This is a genomic window from Coprococcus sp. AF16-5, from assembly GCF_003479365.1.
In the GTDB taxonomy this organism is placed as follows: domain Bacteria; phylum Bacillota; class Clostridia; order Lachnospirales; family Lachnospiraceae; genus Coprococcus; species Coprococcus aceti.
The window spans coordinates 745,516-764,662 of sequence record NZ_QUGZ01000002.1 but is presented as its reverse complement, the minus strand read 5'-3'; the positions used below and the strand labels follow the sequence as shown (position 1 = coordinate 764,662).

Here is a 19,147-nt window from a genome sequence, read left to right as displayed (position 1 = left end):
TTTTTTTATAAAAAAGCTGCCAGTTTTTTGAATTATACTGACAGCCATCTCTTTAATTATTATATTTGTTATTCATTTCCTTTACAGCCTCACCGATCTGGGCTCTGAGCTCTGTGGGATAAATGACCTCCACCGAGGTTCCATACTGCATCGCCCAGTGCGCCATCGCCTGACGGCTGCACACAAGCCGCACGTAAGTTACATCATCCTCAGTCTCCCTGAAGCCTTCGTACTGTCTGGCTATATTTTCATCGACCACATCAAAGTTTCTTCCAAACCAATCCACCACATCCGATATGGCAGCCTTTCTGACACGCATCACTATGGTCACCGGCTCATCGGCAAACATATATATATGCTCAGCCATATGCTTTGGAAGGTTAAGCCCGTGTTCCATGCCCTTTACTTCTGCACGGTTCTTCACCGGTCTGTCAACTATCTGGACCTGTGTCATCTTATCCACTCTGTAATTCGACAGATTGTCATACTTGTCATAGTTGCAAATGAGGTAATACTTTCCATCATTTGCCACCATCTGATACGGATTGACTACGTACGGCTCCTCCCGTCTCGGATGAAGCTTCTTGTCCTCACCATAATTATTGTACACAAATGATATCTGCTTCTTCTCAGATATGGCATCATCTATCATTCCCACGTTGAACAGTGTCTGCTTGTTGCTGGTGTGCTCGAGACCCGGAAGACTGCTCACATGCGTCATCTTGTTTGTAAAATATATATTTGACAGACCTGCTATCTTGTCTATGAGCTGGCTCGCCTGACCAGCCGGTATGGTCTTGGAGAACAGGATACTGTCTATCATCATTCGAAGCTCTGCATCGTCAAACTCGTGATTATAATACCAGTTTGATGTAAGTGTCTCCTTTGTGCCGTCCTTCTTCTCTCTCTCCGTCTCGGTGTACTCAATGTCATAGCCATAATCCACCAGACAATTGAGATTTGCTTTTACGGATTTTCTGTCCACAGTTATATCATAATCCTCTTTGAGCTTCGCAATGATATCCTTCTGATCCATGGTGTGGTCACAGTCCGTATATTTCTTCAGTATGTCCAGAATGCATATGTTCAGCATCTTTTTTCCACTTGTAGGATACGCCATGTATATTCCCCCTCTATCACTACATGTCCCAACTAAGACGATGTAGATTTCCTGCTTCCTCTAGACCTGGGAAATCATTCTGTCTGAGTGCTTCATACAGCACTATTGCCACAGAGTTGCCCAGATTCAGTGAACGAATGTCTGGGAACATCGGAATCCTGATAGATGTATCCTTATAATCAACCAAGATCTCCTCTGGTATACCCGCACTCTCCTTGCCGAACATGATGTATGCGTCATCCTCAAACTTCACATCTGTATACTTCTTCCTGGCTTTGGTTGTCGCCATGTATATCTTTGCTCCGGGATTCTTTGCAAGGAAATCCTCGAAATTCACATACGTTGTCACATCCAGCTTGTCCCAGTAATCAAGCCCGGCACGCTTCAACTGTTTCTCATTTATCTGGAAGCCCAGTGGTTCTATGAGATGCAGTCTTGCGCCTGCTGCCACACATGTTCTTCCTATGTTGCCTGTATTGGCCGGGATCTCCGGCTCATGTAATACTATATTTAGCATACTACTCCTCCTATAAAAACCTTGGCGGTGTAAGAAATCTCCTCTCGTCGTCGTGCACCACAACCCTATCGCTTTTTTCCGTAAGATGGCCTATGACTGAAGCCTCATATCCTGCCTCATAGAGCTTATCAGCCAGCAATTTTCCATCCGGAACTACGAAGAGTGCAGAACCACAACCATCTATCATATACGGGTTATCCCCGGTGTGCTCACATATCTCTATTGTCTCCTGAAGTATCGGTATATTGTCATGACATACCTCAAGCCCGCACTTCAGCGCATCTCCCATCTCCCAGAGAGCTGCAAATACGCCGCCCCTCGATATGTCGTGTGAATATATACAGCCATGATCTAATGCTATGTCAACCTGGCCGCCAAGCAGTATAAGCTGCTCGAGCTGCTCCACAGGTCTCAGATAGCTCTCCGAATATCTCTCAAAAAGTTCCTTCTGATTGTCATAGTAGAGCTGCAAAGTTCCCCCAACGCCAGTCTGTCCACACATAACTATATCCATACCGGCCAGTCGTTTTGATCCACACAGGTCTAAATCATCATATCCTGCATGTTCCTGACCTACAGATATTCCCATCATTGTCAAACTTATAATTGGCTCGGCAACAGCACTGTTCACCTCAGTATGTCCCGTCACTATGTCAACGCCGTATTCCGCACATATGCCCGCAAGCTTTCTGAGCAGTTTCTTCATGCGTCGTTCATCGTCATCAGGCATAACTATGGTATCTACTGCCGCCCATGGCATATATCCGCCAATCCTTATACTGTTGTAAAGTCTCGCTATATCAAGTCTGAGTCCCATATACCCGCTGTCACAGCACACACCAGCCGCAACATTCACGCTTTTAGCTGCGCCGGTGTCTCCGCTACCCCCATCACGCAACAAGAGCCGGGCATAGTCATCTCCTATTCCGGCTCTCGTCACATCGTCGTGGACAGTACGTGGCAGACTCTTAAGTATCGATCGCACCGTCTGGTGCTCTCCAAACTTTCCTCTCATATCTACTCTCCAATTCGACCTGTTTTCCTATTAGAATGCTGAAACTAAAAGTGTAACAACCATTGCGATACACAGAACCACAACAATTATTCTGGATACCAGTGTCTTACCTTTCTTGCTGCTAAGATCTATCATCTTTCCACACTCCTTATCAAAGTATCTTGCTCTACAAAATTAACTTAATAATAACAAAATATAAACCGTAGTTCAACAGCAATTATTTTTACAATCCCTGCCCCTTAAGGTAGTTGATAAACTGCTGTGCAGTACGTCCGCTTATGCCGCCATGTGCAAGCTCCCACTTGTTTGCCTCTGCGCAGAGCTCCTTCTCGTCCATGGTGATGTGCTCCTTCTCAGCAAGTCCCTTGACGATCTCAAAGTATTCCTTCTGTGAAGGTGCGCTGTAGCTGATCGTGACTCCGAATCTGTTGACCAGTGACAGCTTCTCCTGAATGGTATCACTTCTGTGAATACCATTGTTATTCTCCATATCATTCCTGTCGTTCCATGTCTCCTTGATGAGATGACGGCGGTTGGATGTGGCATATATGAGCACATTGTCAGGTCTGATCTCAAGTCCACCCTCGATGACAGCCTTGAGGTACTTGTACTCTATCTCAAATTCCTCAAATGAAAGATCATCCATGTATATGATAAATCTGTAATTTCTGTTCTTGATAAGCGATATGACCTGCGACAGATCCTGGAACTGATGCTTGTATATCTCTATCATACGAAGTCCTCTGTCATAGTACTCGTTGATGATCGCCTTGATCGTGGTTGACTTTCCTGTTCCACTGTCACCAAAGAGAAGTGCATTGTTCGCCTTGCGGCCCTCCACAAATGCCTCAGTGTTGTCCACGATCTTCTTCTTCTGGATCTCATATCCGATGAGATCATCCAGCATGACATCCTCTGTGTTATTTATAGGTACAAACTCCAGATCTCCATGCTCACGGGTGATCCTGAACGCTTTGTTGAGACCGAACATACCAACACCATATGCCTTGTAGAATGATGTCACTATGTCAAATATCTGGTCCTCGTTCTCAGCCTCCTCTATCGCATTGCTGACAGCCTGAACCTTCTCGCTGACATTCTTATTGTACATTCTCTCCTTCTTGCCAATAGACTTGTAATTGTTGATAGTTGAGAAACAATCTATTCCAAGTGCGCTCTCTATCTCTGAGAAATCAAAGTCGAACAGCTTCTTGAATATCCTGAAATCATTCTTTGCAAAATAATTAACTGTTCCGTCATTTGCTCCCACCTTCTCACTGGTTATACTGAATGAGTTCTCATTGGTGATGAGTATAAATGCCAGATAGTTGTGCCACAGATTCTTGTCGAATCCATAGCTGGTCGCAAGATCGAGCAGTCTCTTGATCTGATCATAAATCCGGGCACACAGCTCCGCATTCTCACACCTCTTGAGATCAAAATCCTCAAATATTCCAGACAGCTTCATAAGTATGCTGTCCTCACCAAGATCTCTGTATAAAACCAATTTCGCTATGTCTCTGTACATGTGTATATCCTTCTTTCTGAACGGCTATATGTATCACCACACAGATGATGCCATATATGAGCCGTTATTTCTTTCTCTTCTTGTAGTTTTTATTTCTGTTACTGTTTCTGCCTGTGTTATTTCTTTCTATGTTATTTCTTTCTGTGCTATTTCTGCCTGTATTATTTTTTCCAGAATTGCCGCTTCCGGCTGTACTGCCCGGTGCATTCGACTCATTCGTCCCGGTCTGCCCGGCGTCCACCTTGCTGACATCAGACGCACATTCCTCATCCAGCCTTCCATTCCATCGCCCCTCGGGGATGTTGCATGCCAGATTATATTTCCTCCACGATATGCCCTTGTCTCTGAGTCTCTTAACCACATATTCTTCAGACATCGCATACAGGACGGAGAAAAGCGGTACAAATATGAGCATACCCAGAATGCCCAACATATCACCTCCAAGCATGACCGCCACAAGTACCCATATAGATGGAAGTCCCACCGAACCGCCAACAACATGAGGATATATGAAGTTTCCCTCTATCTGCTGCAACACGACAAATATGATCAGAAACACTATGGCACGCTTCGGATCCTCTACCAGGATCATAATCGTTCCGGCAAAACATCCAACAAATGCTCCAACAACCGGGATCAGTGCAAATACTGCTATGATGATGCTGACCGTAAGCGCATACGGAATACGGAATATGGTCATCGTAATGAAAAACATAAGTCCAAGTATGCACGCCTCAAGGCACTGACCTGAGATGAACTTGGAGAAGGTCTTATCCGCAAGAACACAAGTCTGAATGAATCGGTCCGCCTTTTCTTCCCTGAACACCGCATACAATACACCCTTTACCTGCTTCTCCAGAGTCTCCTTCTGAGCCAGTATGTAGCACGCAAAGAACAGTCCCACCAGAACATCGACCACGGCGCCTACCACACTGCTGGCAATGGAGAACGTGGAAGACAATACACTGCTGCCGCCGTTCTTCACAATACCAACCACATTTGATATAAGTGCATCCCAATTAATATTGATACTCTTTATCTTATCAACTATCTCCGGCTGGTCCTTCATCAGCTTGATCGCCTTCCTCTGTATATCATCCATGGCCGATGGCAGCTTCTCTGCAAACATAGTTATAGTCTTGGACATCTCAGGTATGATCATAGTTATTGCAAACGTGAGAACAGCTATTATGCACAGGAACGACAGTATGAGGCACACTGGTCTCCTGAACCTGTACAGTCTGCTGTCTTTATTCTTAAACAATACCTTTTCAAGTCCCTTCATAGGTACATTCACCACAAATGCTATGGCAAATCCTATGACAAATGGCATGAGTATATTGATGAGCCAGCTGAACATACTGGACACCTTATCAAAATTAAACAGTACATATGCAAACAGCACCACACCGCACAATATAATCACGGTCCTCACTGTATCCCTCTTATTCCAGTTCATGAAGTCCTCCTAATAATCCACATTATTATTCTATGTAGTCATCAATTACATATCTATTCATCCAGATGTATATCTCCAAATGCCTCGGACAGGGAATATGTCAGATTCTTCTTGGGCTTGTACACATCGATGACCGGGGCCATGATCCTGAAAAAATTCTCCTCATCCTTTGAGAGCTTGAACACCTCAGCGGTATTCCTGGCATCCCACAGGGCATCATGCTCTGCCCCCTGAAAGTTTTCTCCCAGATAAAACACAGCGTCCGACAGTGATATCCTTCTTGACGTTCCTATGAGCTTGGCATATTCCTTCTGGAAATCCTTCCACCTTGATATGATACTTTCCAGCCCGGGGTGCGTGTATTCCTTCAGCCTGGCCTCCTTGCGGAGCTGTCTCAGGTCATTCTCACTCCATGCGTATATCACATCGGCATCAGCACACCACTCTATAAAGCTCCCCATGGCAAAAGCATATGAAGGAGCATTCTCCACCATATCATCTGTTATTCCTGTGAGCTTTATTATACGCGAAGCCATGGTTCCATATGCCGGCTTCACATAACTCTTAAACGAATCTATCTCATTATAATCTTCATCCAGTTTAACCGCACCGATCTCTATGATCTCGCTCTTACATATTTTCTTTTCCTTCTTATACTCTGAATCTATCATATTCATTTCAAAGTCCACAAATACGTATATCATACACTGTATTTCCCCTTACATTGCCGATTTAATCATTGTAACACTGTGACCGGAAAACTGTAAACAAGCATATTAGGTATTTGTCAGCATTTCCGCAAATATTTGAGTATATTTTTGTCCTATTATGAGTTAAAATTTCTGTGACGACATAATCTGCACTTATACGGCAGCATACGACACGAAAGGAATATACATATGAAAAATATAATCTTTGATATTGGCATGGTCCTCGTAGACTTCCACTGGAAAAGCACCATGGAGAAGCTTGGCATACCAGCGGACGTGATAGATACTCTTGATCACAACATGATAAACCACCCTATGTGGAATCATTTTGACCTGGACGATATGCCTGAGCCAGAGCTCATCAAACGTTTCAAGGAACTCAGCCCGGAATGCAGCAGCTACATAGACCTGTTCATGAACAATCTCGATGAAGTGGTGGACATGTTCCCGGGAGCCGACATGTGGCTCAAGGATCTCAAGTCCAGAGGTTACAACATCTACCTCCTGTCCAACTACCCAAGAAGACTGTTTGCACTCCACACGCCTAGATTCCACTTCCTGCCTTACACGGACGGAAGAGTGGTCTCCTATGAATACCACGTGACCAAGCCAGACGCCGCCATCTATGAGCATCTCTGCAACAAATATAACCTTGTCCCTGAGGAATCCATTTTTCTTGATGACAGGCAGGCGAATCTCGATGCCGCCGCAAAGCTTGGTTTCCACACTCTTCTGGTCACAGATCCTATAGGAGTGAGGGGCGCACTTGACGACATACTCGCACGCGAATAAGGAGATGCCAGATGAAAACAGATACAACTCAAAGCAGACACTGTGGTCTGCTGTGGCGTTCCATATTCTTTCCGCTGGCCTTTATTTATATGGAGCTCCTGTTTCACATTGCAATTTATGGATCTGCAGGCAGCAACATACTACATCCCCTGACATTTGCGCTGGCATGCGGACTTACCCTGTCAGCACTGACCTCCTTCTGGCACAGATATGCAAATGCAGCCATAGCCTACCTGCTGTGGAGTATATTTACGATCTACTATATTGCACAATTTGTATACTATAAGATATTCAGAACATTTTTGAGTCTGGTGTCCATCGGCGGTGCCCAGGATGCTATGAACTTCAGGACTGTGCTTTTTTCAGCATTGCGATCCAACTGGTATATCATAGTGCTGTTCCTGCTGCCACTTATATGTCTTATCATCATGAACAGGTTCTGGTTTTCATTTGGCAGATGCCGCATCGGGCAGAAGCCTGGTGTGCTCAGGGCAGTGCTGGTGCAGCTGGGTATCTCCGCAGCTGCATGGGTACTTGCCATCTGTATTCTGGCAGTGCACGGGACTGCAGCCTACACTCCATATGCGCTGTTCCACGGACGCTATGTACTTGAACTGTCCATGAACAAGCTTGGAGTCATGGTCACCACGGGAAGAGACTGTGTGACCATGGTGACTCAGAGCAGCCAGAGCAAGACATTTGAGCTTGCAGATATTGGAGATAATCAGTCAGATGCACAGACTGCCGCATCAGATATCAATGCCGCATCTGCGGACGAGACAGATTTTTCATCAGCTTCTCAGACCAGCGGCTCAGATCAGGCGGCAGGATCAACCCAGGCCGACGAGCCTGTATATGTTCCGCAGGTCGATGAAAGCATAGATTTCCAAAGTCTGTACAATCAGACAGATGACGAGGAGCTTAAAAGCCTGACGGCATATTTCTCGGGGGTACAGCCAACTTACACGGACGAATACACCGGCATGTTCGAGGGGTACAATGTGGTATTTGTCACCGCTGAAAGTCTCAGTACATATGGAATATCCAGGGAGGCCACACCGACACTGTACAAGATTTATCACGAAGGCTTTGAATTTACTAACTTCTACAACCCACTGTGGTATCACAGCACCATAGACGGCGAATATACCAACTGCCTCAGCCAGTATCCGGCATCCTCCAAATGGAGCTTTGAGGCATCCGCGGACACCTACCAGCCATACGCCCTCGGCAATATGCTGAACGCACAGGGCTACAAGAGCTACGGCTACCACGACTTTGATGCCACATACTACGACAGAACAAGAACCCATCCGAATATGGGCTACACCACCTTCAAGGCCATCGGCGCAGGATTGGATATTCCTGACCACGTTATGTATTCCGATCTCGAATGTATGGAGGCTGTGTATGGGGATTTCATTCAGGATGACAAATTTAACATGTATTTTATGAGTTTCTCCGGCCATCTGCCTTACAATTACGACAATCAGTATATATGTATGATTAACAGGGAGGGAGCCGAGAATGTCCTCTCTGAAAAAGGGTACTCAGATGAGGCCATAGCCTATGTTGCAGCCCAGATGGAGCTTGACAAGGCTCTGGAATTCCTGATGGATAAGCTGGAAGAGACTGGCAAGCTGGACAACACTCTGTTCATCGTGGCACCTGACCACTATCCTTACGGACTCAGCGACGGCACCTACAACGAGCTTGCGGGCAAGGACATAGAGAGTGATGACTTTGAGCTTCACCACAACCAGTTTGGTATATGGAGCTCATCCATGGAGAAGCCAGTAGTTGTCGACAAGCTCTGCTCCAGTGTGGACATACTTCCAACTGTGTTAAACCTTCTCGGAGCCGACTTTGACTCAAGACTCCTGGCAGGACACAACATTTTGTCCGATTCCGATGAGCTTGTGATCTTCGCGGATCAAAGCTTTATGACCGACAAGGTCAGGTACGATGCCAGCACGGGGGAGACCTCTTACTTCGTCCCTGAGTCACAGATCCCTGATGGATACGTGGATCAGATGATCGAGGAGGTTGAAAACCGGCTGTATATATCGGACGAGATGATAAACACGGACTATTTTTCATTTGTATATAGCAGATAAAAGGCCGAGACAATCCCCGCCAGCACATCGGCGGCGGCCTGGACAAAAGCCACTCCATCTACGCCATACATGCGCGGCAGTATGAATACCAATGGTATAAAACATACTCCCTGCCGCAGGGCGGATATGAGGGTGGCTTTTCCATATGCTCCAAGAGCCTGATAGTACATTCCGGTCACCAGACACACAGCTGCAAACGGCATGGATATGGCATGCGCCCGGAGAGACAGCGCCGCAAGCTGCATAGCTTGAGTGCCACCTTCATGCAAGAATACACCGGCCACCTCGGATACCCACACCCAGGTCGCAGCACCCATAGCGCACATGAATATCACCGCAGTTATCATGGTAAATCTCAGCGACCTTTTCACTCTGGATTCAAGTCCTGCACCATAGGCAAACCCGCACACCGGGGCAAATCCCTGCCCATAGCCCACCAGCACCGCAAATATGACTGCAAATATCTTATTTGCAACTGTGACGCCCGCCATGGCTCCATCTCCGTACTGCCTGCAGCTTCTGCTTATCATGACCGCCGCAAGGCACATGAGCCCCTGTCTCAGGAAGGATGGCAGCCCTGTTCTCACTATACGCACCCCATATCTGAAGCTCCACACATCAGACACATGAAGCCTTACCACGCTGCACCTTGACCTGACACATATATACATTATGGCAAGACTTATCCCCTGTCCGGCAAGGGTCGCTATGCCTGCACCGGCTATTCCAAGTCCAAGCACTCTCACCAATATATAGTCAAATAACGCATTTGACAGTCCTCCTGCCAGAATACCCAGCAGGGCAAGATACGGCTGCCCCTCAGCCCGCAGGGCATTGTTCAGAACATAGGCACCGCACATGACCGGAGCCGCGAGCATGATATATATTCCATACTGCCCAGCAGGAGCAAGACTTGTGTCCGTGGCCCCCAGAAGTCTTACCACATCCTCCCTGAACACGGCAAATATAACCGCCATGACCGCGCCCGACAGTATTCCTCCCGCCAGCGCCGTGGCAAGCGTCTGCTCTGCCTCGCGTTTCTTCTGCTTACCGAGAAGTCTCGCTATCTCACTTCCAGCTCCCATGCCCCAGGTGTAACCCACAGCCTGTATCAATGCCATAACAGAGAACATGATCCCCACTGCGGCCACACTGCTTTCTCCAAGATCTGAGACAAAATAAGTGTCCACAATATTGTAGGAGGTTGCAATCAGCATGGTGAATATTGTAGATACCGAAAGTGACAGTATGAGAGAAGGCACAGGAGTCTCAGCCATTTTGCTGTGATTCTCCTGTGCCTTCTTCTGTGTATCCACACTCTCAGGAATGTCCATTCCCGAAAGTATCAATCTGTCATATATTCCATTATCGGGTCTGCTGTGTAACCGCCGTCTGTTGCTGCGCCTGTCCATGTGTGTAGTCCCTGCTTTCTTCCTTACTCTCACGCAGGAATTTCTTAACCTGCTGCAATTTCTCCTTTGCATCGTACACACCCAGCTCATACATGGCCTCGATCATCTCCGGCTTCTTCTCAAGCCTTGATATCTCTATAGTCTCACTCGGTCTGATTATCAACGTATCACCCTCCTTTTCAAGCTCCTCCAGCTTGTCCAGGGTCTTGTTGTAATACATGTGTCTCATGTGACATCTTTTAACGAACTCAGGGTACTCCCTGTACCTTCCGGCCTCCAGCCTGAGCATCTTGTCCGGGCCCTTGCGGTATCCCTCCGGTCTTGTCAGAACTACTATATTTCTCCTGTAGCCCATCCTTCTGAATGCAAATATCGGTATGCTGTCGGATACACCTCCATCCAGCAGCTTCATTCCATCAACCTCTACAATATTGGACACCAGTGGGAGGGATGCCGAAGCCCTCACCTTATTCACATCCTCAGGCTTTCTCATATCTGTACACTCCAGATACTCCGCCTCTCCTGTATCCAGATTAGAACATCCCACATAGAGCTTCGTAGGATTTGCAAGGAATGCATCGTAGTCAAGTGGATCCAGTTTCTCCGGGATATCGTGGTAGCAGAACTGCTCACCACATATATCTCCTGTAGTTAAAAGGGAGTACAGGCTCATGTAGTGCTTGTTGTTCCTGTACTTCATATTGTAACGCATGTTGCGCCCTCTCTGTCTCGCCACATAGGAGAGTCCATGTATGGCTCCCGCCGACACCCCTATGACACCGTCGACCTCTATATCATTGTCCATGAACACATCCAGGACTCCGGCGGTATATATGCCTCTCTGGCCGCCGCCCTCAAGTACCAAACCTGTCTTTGCCATATCGATCACCTTTCATCCAAATATTTATATATCCGTCTTTGTCTGAAAAATCCTCAGACTCCTGTCAAGAATCCCATTCATATGAGCTATAGCAGTTCCATAATTCGTCATCGGGATACTCTGCTGCTCCGCCCTTCCCTGACGACTCTTCATCTCGCGTTCATTCAGCATACAGCCTCCGCAGTGTATCACCAGATCATATCCTGTCAGATCCTCCGGGAATTCCGTTCCGCTGACAAATGTAAATTCAGGCTCAAGTCCCGTGTATCTGCGTATCCATCTCGGCAGTTTCACAGTTCCTATATCATCACACTGTCTGTGATGGGTGCAGCCCTCAGCTATGAGTATCCTTGGAGGTCTGCTGTCCGCATCTGTACGCTGGCCTTCATCCCTCAGCCTGTCCAGGACATATGCGCCATTTACCGCCGCATCAAGCTGCCCTTTAAATCTTGCCATCAGTATTGAGAATGACGTCAGATATATGTCATACGGCACGATCTTCATAACCTTTGCAAATGCCTGGGAGTCAGTGACCACCAGAGATACATTCCCCTCCAGCCGTCTCAGAGTGTCCTCAAGCTCCGTGTCCCTGCACACCACAGCCGTAGCTCCGGTCTCAAGAACATCCCTTATGACCTGCTGCTGCGGAAGTATCAGCCTGCCCTTCGGAGCTGCAGAATCTATCGGTATGACCAGCACCACCATATCACCCGGCTGTATCAGATCTCCGACCAGTCTCCTGGTCATGGTGTCTGTCACCGTGAGCTTTCCTATCAATTCCTTCAGCTCCTCTATTCCCTGTCTGTGCTCTGCGCTGACCCATATGGAATTCTCCGCTGAATTCTGAACCTGTGTATCATCCTTAACTAGATCACTCTTATTGTACGCAATTATATAATTTATATTCTTCTCTTTGAAAAGCTCTGTGAGCTCCCTGTCCGCCGCCGAAAGGCCAACCGAACCATCAACCACCAGCACAGCGACATCTATCTTCGCAAGCACCTGTCTGGTCTTCGACACCCTGAGTTCACCCAGCTCGCCGGTATCGTCTATTCCCGGTGTATCTATGATGACCACCGGTCCAAGCGGAAGCAGCTCCATGGACTTGTACACCGGATCCGTGGTGGTTCCCGCCACATCCGACACAACAGCAAGGCTCTGCCCCGTCACTGCATTTACCAGACTGGACTTGCCTGCGTTCCTGCATCCAAAGAAACCTATATGCACTCTGTTTGCCGACGGTGTATCGTTTAAACTCATTTTGCTCCTCCACAATGTGTTAGAATCTAAAATCTCTGTCTCCGTGCTTTATCCTGTCAAGTCTCTCGGCCACTATCTGTCTGACTTTCTCATTCGGAATATTCTTCAGCTCATTCTGTATGAGTCTCCGGCCTATCTCCGCGGTCTCCGGTGAAGCATAATCCACCAGATATTCCTCCAGCGTCATGAGTGCGTTCGGATGACAGCAGTTCTGTATCTGTCCGCTCTTGCACAGGCTCATGAACCTGTCGCCGGTTCTGCCCTCTCTGTAACATGCCGTACAGAATGATGGTATATAGCCCTTGGTCATCAGCCAGTTCACAACCTGATCCAGAGTTCTCGTGTCGCTGACATCGAACTGCTCCGACTTCTCATCCTCTGGCTCCGGCTCATAGTAGCCACCCACACTGGTCTTTGAACCACCGCTTATCTGCGACACTCCAAGCCTTATGATCTCATCCCTGACCGTTGGATTCTCCCTTGTGGAGATTATCATTCCTGTATAAGGAACGGCGATTCTGATACATGCTGCGATCTTGCAGAATACATCGTCGCTTATTCCGTTGTCAAATGCCTCAGGATCTATGTCGTCAGCCTTCTTGACTCTTGGCACACTGATGGTGTGCGGACCAACTCCATGAACAGCCTCAAGGTGCTCCGCATGCATCAGCAGCCCCGCAAATTCGTACCTATACTTATCCAGACCAAAGAGCACCCCCAGACCCACATCGTCTATACCACCTTCCATAGCACGGTCCATAGCCTCTGTGTGATATGCATAGTCATGCTTCGGTCCATATGGATGAAGCTTCTCATACGCTTCCTTATCGTAGGTCTCCTGGAAGAGAATGTACGTTCCAATTCCTGCCTCGTGCAGCTTCCTGTAGTTCTCCACTGTGGTCGCCGCTATATTTACATTTACACGCCTTATTGCACCGTTCTTGTGCTTGATGCTGTATATCGTGTCTATACACTCCAGGATGTACTCGATAGGATTCATCTGAGGATCCTCACCGGCCTCAATGGCCAGTCTCTTGTGACCCATATCCTGCAGTGCTATGACCTCCCGTCTCACCTCTTCCTGGGTGAGCTTCTTTCTGGCTATATGCTTATTCTTGATGTGATACGGACAATACACACACCCATTTACACAGTAGTTGGACAGATACAACGGTGCGAACATAACTATTCTGTTGCCGTAGAAATCCTTCTTGATCTGCTCCGCCAGATCATATATCTCGTTTATCTTGTCCGGCATCTCACACGCAAGAAGCACGGATGCCTCCCTGTGGGTAAGCCCCTTCCTGAGCTTTGCCTTCTCTATGATACTGTCGATAAGCTCCACATTGTCCTTGTTCTGATCCGCATAGTCCAGCGTCTCACGGATCTCGCCATCATCTATGAAGTCCTCTGCCTTCATGGATCTCACATCATACATTTTTTGTCAGCCTTCTTTCTTGTATACTGTATGCCCTTCCAATCTTATACACACAATATTATTCAGTGGTCTCCGCCTCTGTTGTCTCCTCACTGTCAGCATCCCCGGAATCGACCGGCGTACTCATGCTGTCTATTTCATCCGGCATACGGACATAGTCCACATACCAGCCATCGTCGCACTTCAACATACATTCCTGAACGTGTACCGTGACCTCGCCGCCATCCTTGCCTGTCACTATCCAGTCGGCTTCCACACTTCTGTACTGGGACACGCCCTTAACTCCGTTGTCCGCAAATTGCTGCTGCACATCCTCTATATTGCTCACCGCCTGTATATCGATGACCTTGCACTCGATCGTATCTATATCCCCGACCTGCTCATCTGTATACGCTCTGAACTTGTTTATATATATGTCCTGTATGTCACTCACCGACAAAACCTTTGACGAATCCTCAAACTTCTTCACGTATCCCGGGGCTATCATGTCAGCCATCTCTCCGCCATCGCCAAATGCGTATATGCGGGCGGTCTCCTTTGCCAGCTTGTCCGCCTGATATGAAAATCTGTAATAGATCACATAAAATACCGCAAATACTACCACGATCGCCACTGCCAGAACTATTATAAGCTTCTTGAGGAATCCGCTTTTTTCATTACTGTTTCTCTCTTTACTCTGTCCCATATCTCTACTTCCCAATCCTTGTTTTTGTGGTTAAATACCCTTTTATATTGTATTCACCTGATTTGATATAGTCAACACCAAGCTTCCGTAACCCCCGAACGGGCAGATCATCAACATGACCTGCCCGTTCAGAATAATTATCCATATATCGTTACCAACAATTCATTGTCTCCATCGTATCAAGCTTCCTCTGGATCTTGTCAACGACCATATCCCTGATCTCTGTGGTCGTCTTATCCGCTATAACCTCATATGGGATCGGCTCCAGAAATGCAAGCTGTGTCGTCACACGCCTCAGTGACCATCCCTCAAATGGCTTGAAGGAATCATACAGCACGACTGGAACGATAGGACACTTCGCCTTCTTGGCGATCTTGAAGCTTCCCGGCATGAACTCCTTGAGCTCATTGTGACTGTGATCGTATCCTCCCTCCGGGAATAAAATATATCTCCTTCCCGCCTTGATCTCCGTGGATACATCGTTTATAACCTGTACCTGCTGCTTTATGTCTTCCTTGTCAAGTCTCTGTGCCTTCACAAGATCCGTAAGCTGATCTGCTATGAACAGCTTCGACCTCTTGGCATCCATGACATACGTAATCGGTTTGTCATGGGAAACTATAACTCCCAGTACATCATACTTACCCTGATGATTGGCATACATGATATATCCGCCCTCCTTAGGAAGGTTCTCCATACCCGTGGCAACCGTCTTGATAAAAGCACGACGTCTCACATGATTGCACATAACCTGTGCCATCTGATAACATATATCCTCACCATATTTTTCCGGGTGTCTAGCATAATACGACATCTTTGGCACATAGTACATGATCAGAAACAAGCACGAAACTATTACCCAAATAAATCTTAACATAAATACCTCTAACCAAATACCTTTAACTCAAAAATGTGTGCATATACATGCACACGTCCTCTTTTTCATAAACTCTTATATACATAGTTCACTGTATATACAGTTCACCATATACTATCTAGTAATTTTCTCAGTAAAGGCAAAAGTTGTCAAGTAACATTTTATCTATTGTGTCTGCACATAAAAAGGCAACGCCACATCGGTTTCATCGTCCCGCTGCTGGCACTGCCTTTTATAATAGACTCGAAGTCCCGCGCTGACGCACTCTGTCTTCGTCCCGCTGACGTTCTCGACTGACGGAATTCTTCTAGACTCGAAGTCCCGCGCTGACGCGCTCTGTCTTCGTCCCGCTGCACTTTCGACTGACGGGATTCTTCTAGACTCGAAGTCCCGCGCTAACGCGCTCTGTCTTCGTCCCGCTGCACTTTCGACTGACGGGATTCTTCTAGACTCGAAGTCCCGCGCTGACGCGCTCTATGTTCGGCTTACGCCGAACGACTTCTCGTTATAGGCGCAAGGGAAAATCAAATGGTCATGCTCGTTTCACTTCGCATAACCGCTTGTTTTTCCTTTTGCGCACTATATCTTCTCTGTTACTCTGAGTCTTGTGAGTGCACGGGCAAGGGATGCCTCGCTCTGCTTGTATTCCTTCAGACTCTCTTTCTGTCTGAGTCTCTCTTCCGCTCTGATCTTTGCCTCCTTGGCTCTGACCCTGTCGATATCCTCCGGCTTCTCTGCGGAATCCACGATAAGGACAACTCGGTTATTTACTATCTGAACAAATCCTTCGCCCACAACACCGATGACCTGTTCACCTTTACTCGTGGTGATCCTGATCTCTCCTATGCTGGTAGCTATGACCATATTCTCATGATGTGCAAGAACCGCTTTCTCTCCATCTTCAAGTGGAAGAACTATTTTCTCTGCCCGGCCGTCGAAGAATATCTTATTACTGGAAATAACTCTCAGATAAAATGTATTCATCTATGCACTTCCTTTACTGGCCCTTCTCGGCCTTTTCCTTTACTTCCTCTATAGTACCTACATTGAAGAATGCCCACTCAGGATACTCGTCCATCTCACCATCAACGATCATCTTGAAGCCCTTGATCGTATCCTTGAGACTTACATACTTTCCAGGAATACCTGTGAAGTTCTCAGCAACATGGAATGGCTGTGACAGGAATCTCTGAACCTTTCTGGCTCTGGTAACTGTAAGCTTATCCTCATCTGACAGCTCCTCCATACCGAGGATTGCGATGATATCCTGCAGCTCCTTGTACTTCTGAAGTATCTCCTGTACACGTCTTGCAACATTATAATGCTCCTCGCCGACTATATCAGCCTCAAGAATTCGTGAGCTTGACTCCAGCGGATCTACTGCCGGATAGATACCCTGCTCAACGATCTTTCTTGAAAGAACTGTATTTGCATCCAGATGCGCAAATGTTGTGGCTGGGGCAGGATCTGTAAGGTCATCGGCTGGCACATATACGGCCTGGACTGACGTGACTGATCCTTCCTTGGTAGAAGCGATTCGCTCCTGAAGCTCACCCATCTCATTTGCAAGTGTTGGCTGATAACCAACGGCTGATGGCATACGTCCGAGAAGTGATGAAACCTCTGAACCTGCCTGTGTAAATCTGAATATATTGTCGATGAACAGAAGCACATCCTGATGATTTACATCACGGAAATACTCTGCCATTGTAAGTCCTGTCTCTGCAACTCTCATTCTGGCTCCAGGTGGCTCATTCATCTGTCCGAACACCAGGGCGGTCTTGTCGATAACGCCTGACTCGCTCATCTCTGTCCACAGATCATTTCCCTCTCTTGAACGCTCTCCAACACCGGTGAATATTGAGTATCCACCATGTACGGATGCGATATTCTGGATAAGCTCCTGGATAAGGACTGTCTTACCAACTCCGGCACCGCCGAACAGACCGATCTTACCACCCTTTGAGTAAGGTGCAAGAAGATCTATGACCTTGATACCTGTCTCAAGTATCTCGATGACAGGACTCTGATTCTCAAATGTTGGCGGCTCTCTGTGGATTACCCAGTGCTCTGTGTCTGAGAGATCCTCCTTGCCATCTATTGTCTCACCAAGCACGTTGAACAGACGTCCAAGTGTCTGATTTCCTACTGGAACTTTGATTCCTGATCCGGTCGCAACGACTTCCATATCTCTTGAAAGTCCCTCGCTGGCGGACAGCATGATACATCTTACTGTATTATTTCCTACGTGCTGTGCTACTTCCATAACACATTTTTTTCCATGATTATCTACTTCAAGAGCATCCTTGATGTATGGCAGATCGTTGTCTGGAAATTCTACGTCTACGACAGGTCCCATGACCTGTACTATCTTACCATTTTTCAAAACATCAGACCTCCTTTACAATTATTTATTGAGCTTATTAGCTCCTGTCTCTCTGAGCTCTGGCGCCGCCCGCGATCTCTGTGATCTCCTGCGTTATGGCTGCCTGCCTTGCTCTGTTGTATTTGATATTGAGATCATCCAGCATCTCCTTGGCACTCTTTGTGGCTGAGTCCATCGCCATCATTCGGCTGTTCTGCTCACTGCAGAAGGACTCTACCAGAGCGCCGTATATATATCCCATGACACAGTTTGGCACGATTCGGTCAAGCACTGCCTTCGGTGAAGGCTCCATGGTAATCTCCTCGTGGAACACATCCGCAGGAACGCCTGCGAAGTCAGTCCTCTTCATAGGGAGGAGCTGTATCATCTGCGGTTCAACGACCACACTGCTCTTCATGTTGGTATATATGATGTATACCTCATCTATATCGCCATTCTCATAGTTCTCAAGCATCTTGTCCGCTATGACTCTGGCTCTGTGAAGACTAGGATTCTGCGCTGTATACTGGAAATGTATATCTATAGGCACTCCCTTCTTTGCGAAGTAGTGTCTTCCCACCTGGCCGACTACATACAGCTCACTGTTTGGGTGGGCTGCAAGCTCCTGCTCAGCGATCTTGATTACATTGTGGTTGTAGGCACCAGCCATACCTTTGTCGGCGGTAATGACCAGATAACCTCGCCTTCTGTCCTCTTCCTTGATTCCCTCTCTGCTGTCGAAATACAGATGCTCCATCTCAGGAACATGTCTGAGCATTCTGGCAAGAGCAACCTGGAGTGTGTAGAAGTAAGGCTCCGTGTTCTCAAGATCTGTCCTCGCCTTTTTAAGCTTGGAAGATGAGATCATATACATTGCATTGGTGATCTTCTGAGTATCCTTGATACTCTTTATTCTATTCTGGATTTCTTTGGTATTTGCCAATCAAATCACCTCTCAACGAATCTTCTTAT

At 47.1% G+C, this 19,147-nt stretch carries 17 protein-coding genes; 2 read left to right on the top strand and 15 right to left on the bottom strand.

All coding sequences use genetic code 11. The annotated features are described in order from the left end of the window. Positions 1 to 52: 52 nt before the first annotated feature. The 6 genes from DWW70_RS08220 to DWW70_RS08195 all read right to left on the bottom strand — a co-directional run bounded on the left by DWW70_RS08220 (position 53) and on the right by DWW70_RS08195 (position 6,343). Entirely contained in the window at positions 53 to 1,120 is a 1,068-nt protein-coding gene (locus tag DWW70_RS08220) for a WYL domain-containing protein (RefSeq protein ID WP_118649627.1), read from the bottom strand. A gap of 19 nt (positions 1,121 to 1,139) precedes the next feature. Next, positions 1,140 to 1,637 (bottom strand): tRNA (uridine(34)/cytosine(34)/5-carboxymethylaminomethyluridine(34)-2'-O)-methyltransferase TrmL, encoded by a 498-nt coding sequence (gene trmL, locus DWW70_RS08215; protein ID WP_022216959.1) that lies wholly within the window; start codon positions 1,635 to 1,637, stop codon positions 1,140 to 1,142. A 10-nt stretch (positions 1,638 to 1,647) separates the two neighbouring features. Then, positions 1,648 to 2,652 (bottom strand): AIR synthase family protein, encoded by a 1,005-nt coding sequence (locus DWW70_RS08210; RefSeq protein ID WP_118649626.1) that lies wholly within the window; start codon positions 2,650 to 2,652, stop codon positions 1,648 to 1,650. A gap of 223 nt (positions 2,653 to 2,875) precedes the next feature. Further along, positions 2,876 to 4,180: an ATP-binding protein gene (locus DWW70_RS08205; protein ID WP_015534651.1), complete on the bottom strand. Its 1,305-nt coding sequence runs from the start codon at positions 4,178 to 4,180 to the stop codon at positions 2,876 to 2,878. Positions 4,181 to 4,244: 64 nt separating this feature from the next. Continuing rightward, positions 4,245 to 5,639: an AI-2E family transporter gene (locus DWW70_RS08200; RefSeq protein ID WP_015534650.1), complete on the bottom strand. Its 1,395-nt coding sequence runs from the start codon at positions 5,637 to 5,639 to the stop codon at positions 4,245 to 4,247. A 53-nt stretch (positions 5,640 to 5,692) separates the two neighbouring features. Further along, a complete protein-coding gene (locus DWW70_RS08195) occupies positions 5,693 to 6,343 on the bottom strand; it encodes a 3'-5' exonuclease (RefSeq protein WP_118649625.1) in 651 nt (216 codons plus the stop codon). A gap of 195 nt (positions 6,344 to 6,538) precedes the next feature. On the opposite strand from DWW70_RS08195, the gene DWW70_RS08190 reads away from it, so the two are divergent. Both DWW70_RS08190 and DWW70_RS08185 read left to right on the top strand, forming a co-directional pair. After that, positions 6,539 to 7,141, top strand: a complete 603-nt coding sequence (locus DWW70_RS08190) for an HAD family hydrolase (protein ID WP_055145127.1) — start codon at positions 6,539 to 6,541, stop codon at positions 7,139 to 7,141. 11 nt (positions 7,142 to 7,152) lie between these two features. Beyond that, the gene (locus tag DWW70_RS08185; protein ID WP_118649624.1) at positions 7,153 to 9,258 is read left to right on the top strand and encodes an LTA synthase family protein; all 2,106 of its coding nucleotides are present in this window, start codon (positions 7,153 to 7,155) and stop codon (positions 9,256 to 9,258) included. Here DWW70_RS08185 and DWW70_RS08180 read toward each other — a convergent pair. From DWW70_RS08180 to atpG, 9 genes are all read right to left on the bottom strand, one after another. Beyond that, positions 9,231 to 10,703: an MATE family efflux transporter gene (locus DWW70_RS08180; RefSeq protein ID WP_238050985.1), complete on the bottom strand. Its 1,473-nt coding sequence runs from the start codon at positions 10,701 to 10,703 to the stop codon at positions 9,231 to 9,233. The genes DWW70_RS08185 and DWW70_RS08180 overlap by 28 nt on opposite strands. Further along, positions 10,624 to 11,550, bottom strand: a complete 927-nt coding sequence (locus DWW70_RS08175) for a patatin-like phospholipase family protein (protein ID WP_022216965.1) — start codon at positions 11,548 to 11,550, stop codon at positions 10,624 to 10,626. Before DWW70_RS08175 ends, DWW70_RS08180 begins: the two co-directional genes overlap by 80 nt. A gap of 24 nt (positions 11,551 to 11,574) precedes the next feature. Then, positions 11,575 to 12,810, bottom strand: coding sequence for a [FeFe] hydrogenase H-cluster maturation GTPase HydF (gene hydF / locus DWW70_RS08170; protein WP_118649622.1), 1,236 nt, complete (start codon positions 12,808 to 12,810; stop codon positions 11,575 to 11,577). A gap of 19 nt (positions 12,811 to 12,829) precedes the next feature. Further along, the gene (gene hydG / locus DWW70_RS08165; RefSeq protein WP_118649621.1) at positions 12,830 to 14,248 is read right to left on the bottom strand and encodes a [FeFe] hydrogenase H-cluster radical SAM maturase HydG; all 1,419 of its coding nucleotides are present in this window, start codon (positions 14,246 to 14,248) and stop codon (positions 12,830 to 12,832) included. A gap of 58 nt (positions 14,249 to 14,306) precedes the next feature. Beyond that, positions 14,307 to 14,933 (bottom strand): hypothetical protein, encoded by a 627-nt coding sequence (locus tag DWW70_RS08160; RefSeq protein ID WP_118649620.1) that lies wholly within the window; start codon positions 14,931 to 14,933, stop codon positions 14,307 to 14,309. Positions 14,934 to 15,084: 151 nt separating this feature from the next. Then, positions 15,085 to 15,810, bottom strand: coding sequence for a lysophospholipid acyltransferase family protein (locus DWW70_RS08155; RefSeq protein WP_022216968.1), 726 nt, complete (start codon positions 15,808 to 15,810; stop codon positions 15,085 to 15,087). Between the two features lie 579 nt (positions 15,811 to 16,389). Then, positions 16,390 to 16,794 carry an ATP synthase F1 subunit epsilon gene (gene atpC, locus DWW70_RS08150; RefSeq protein ID WP_118649619.1) on the bottom strand — a complete coding sequence of 135 codons (405 nt, stop codon included), beginning with the start codon at positions 16,792 to 16,794 and terminating at the stop codon, positions 16,390 to 16,392. A 13-nt stretch (positions 16,795 to 16,807) separates the two neighbouring features. After that, a complete protein-coding gene (gene atpD, locus DWW70_RS08145; RefSeq protein WP_022216970.1) occupies positions 16,808 to 18,196 on the bottom strand; it encodes a F0F1 ATP synthase subunit beta in 1,389 nt (462 codons plus the stop codon). Between the two features lie 37 nt (positions 18,197 to 18,233). Continuing rightward, complete coding sequence (gene atpG, locus DWW70_RS08140; RefSeq protein WP_022216971.1) at positions 18,234 to 19,118, bottom strand: ATP synthase F1 subunit gamma; 885 nt, start codon at positions 19,116 to 19,118, stop codon at positions 18,234 to 18,236. Positions 19,119 to 19,147: the final 29 nt, after the last annotated feature.

What these genes read in the sequence shown, in the direction of transcription:
- DWW70_RS08220 (WP_118649627.1), bottom strand. Translation starts at nt 1,120, where the DNA reads ATGGCGTATCCTACAAGTGGAAAAAAGATGCTGAACATATGCATTCTG.
- trmL (WP_022216959.1), bottom strand. Translation starts at nt 1,637, where the DNA reads ATGCTAAATATAGTATTACATGAGCCGGAGATCCCGGCCAATACAGGC.
- DWW70_RS08210 (WP_118649626.1), bottom strand. Translation starts at nt 2,652, where the DNA reads ATGAGAGGAAAGTTTGGAGAGCACCAGACGGTGCGATCGATACTTAAG.
- DWW70_RS08205 (WP_015534651.1), bottom strand. Translation starts at nt 4,180, where the DNA reads ATGTACAGAGACATAGCGAAATTGGTTTTATACAGAGATCTTGGTGAG.
- DWW70_RS08200 (WP_015534650.1), bottom strand. Translation starts at nt 5,639, where the DNA reads ATGAACTGGAATAAGAGGGATACAGTGAGGACCGTGATTATATTGTGC.
- DWW70_RS08195 (WP_118649625.1), bottom strand. Translation starts at nt 6,343, where the DNA reads ATGATATACGTATTTGTGGACTTTGAAATGAATATGATAGATTCAGAG.
- DWW70_RS08190 (WP_055145127.1), top strand. Translation starts at nt 6,539, where the DNA reads ATGAAAAATATAATCTTTGATATTGGCATGGTCCTCGTAGACTTCCAC.
- DWW70_RS08185 (WP_118649624.1), top strand. Translation starts at nt 7,153, where the DNA reads ATGAAAACAGATACAACTCAAAGCAGACACTGTGGTCTGCTGTGGCGT.
- DWW70_RS08175 (WP_022216965.1), bottom strand. Translation starts at nt 11,550, where the DNA reads ATGGCAAAGACAGGTTTGGTACTTGAGGGCGGCGGCCAGAGAGGCATA.
- hydF (WP_118649622.1), bottom strand. Translation starts at nt 12,810, where the DNA reads ATGAGTTTAAACGATACACCGTCGGCAAACAGAGTGCATATAGGTTTC.
- hydG (WP_118649621.1), bottom strand. Translation starts at nt 14,248, where the DNA reads ATGTATGATGTGAGATCCATGAAGGCAGAGGACTTCATAGATGATGGC.
- DWW70_RS08160 (WP_118649620.1), bottom strand. Translation starts at nt 14,933, where the DNA reads ATGGGACAGAGTAAAGAGAGAAACAGTAATGAAAAAAGCGGATTCCTC.
- DWW70_RS08155 (WP_022216968.1), bottom strand. Translation starts at nt 15,810, where the DNA reads ATGTTAAGATTTATTTGGGTAATAGTTTCGTGCTTGTTTCTGATCATG.
- atpC (WP_118649619.1), bottom strand. Translation starts at nt 16,794, where the DNA reads ATGAATACATTTTATCTGAGAGTTATTTCCAGTAATAAGATATTCTTC.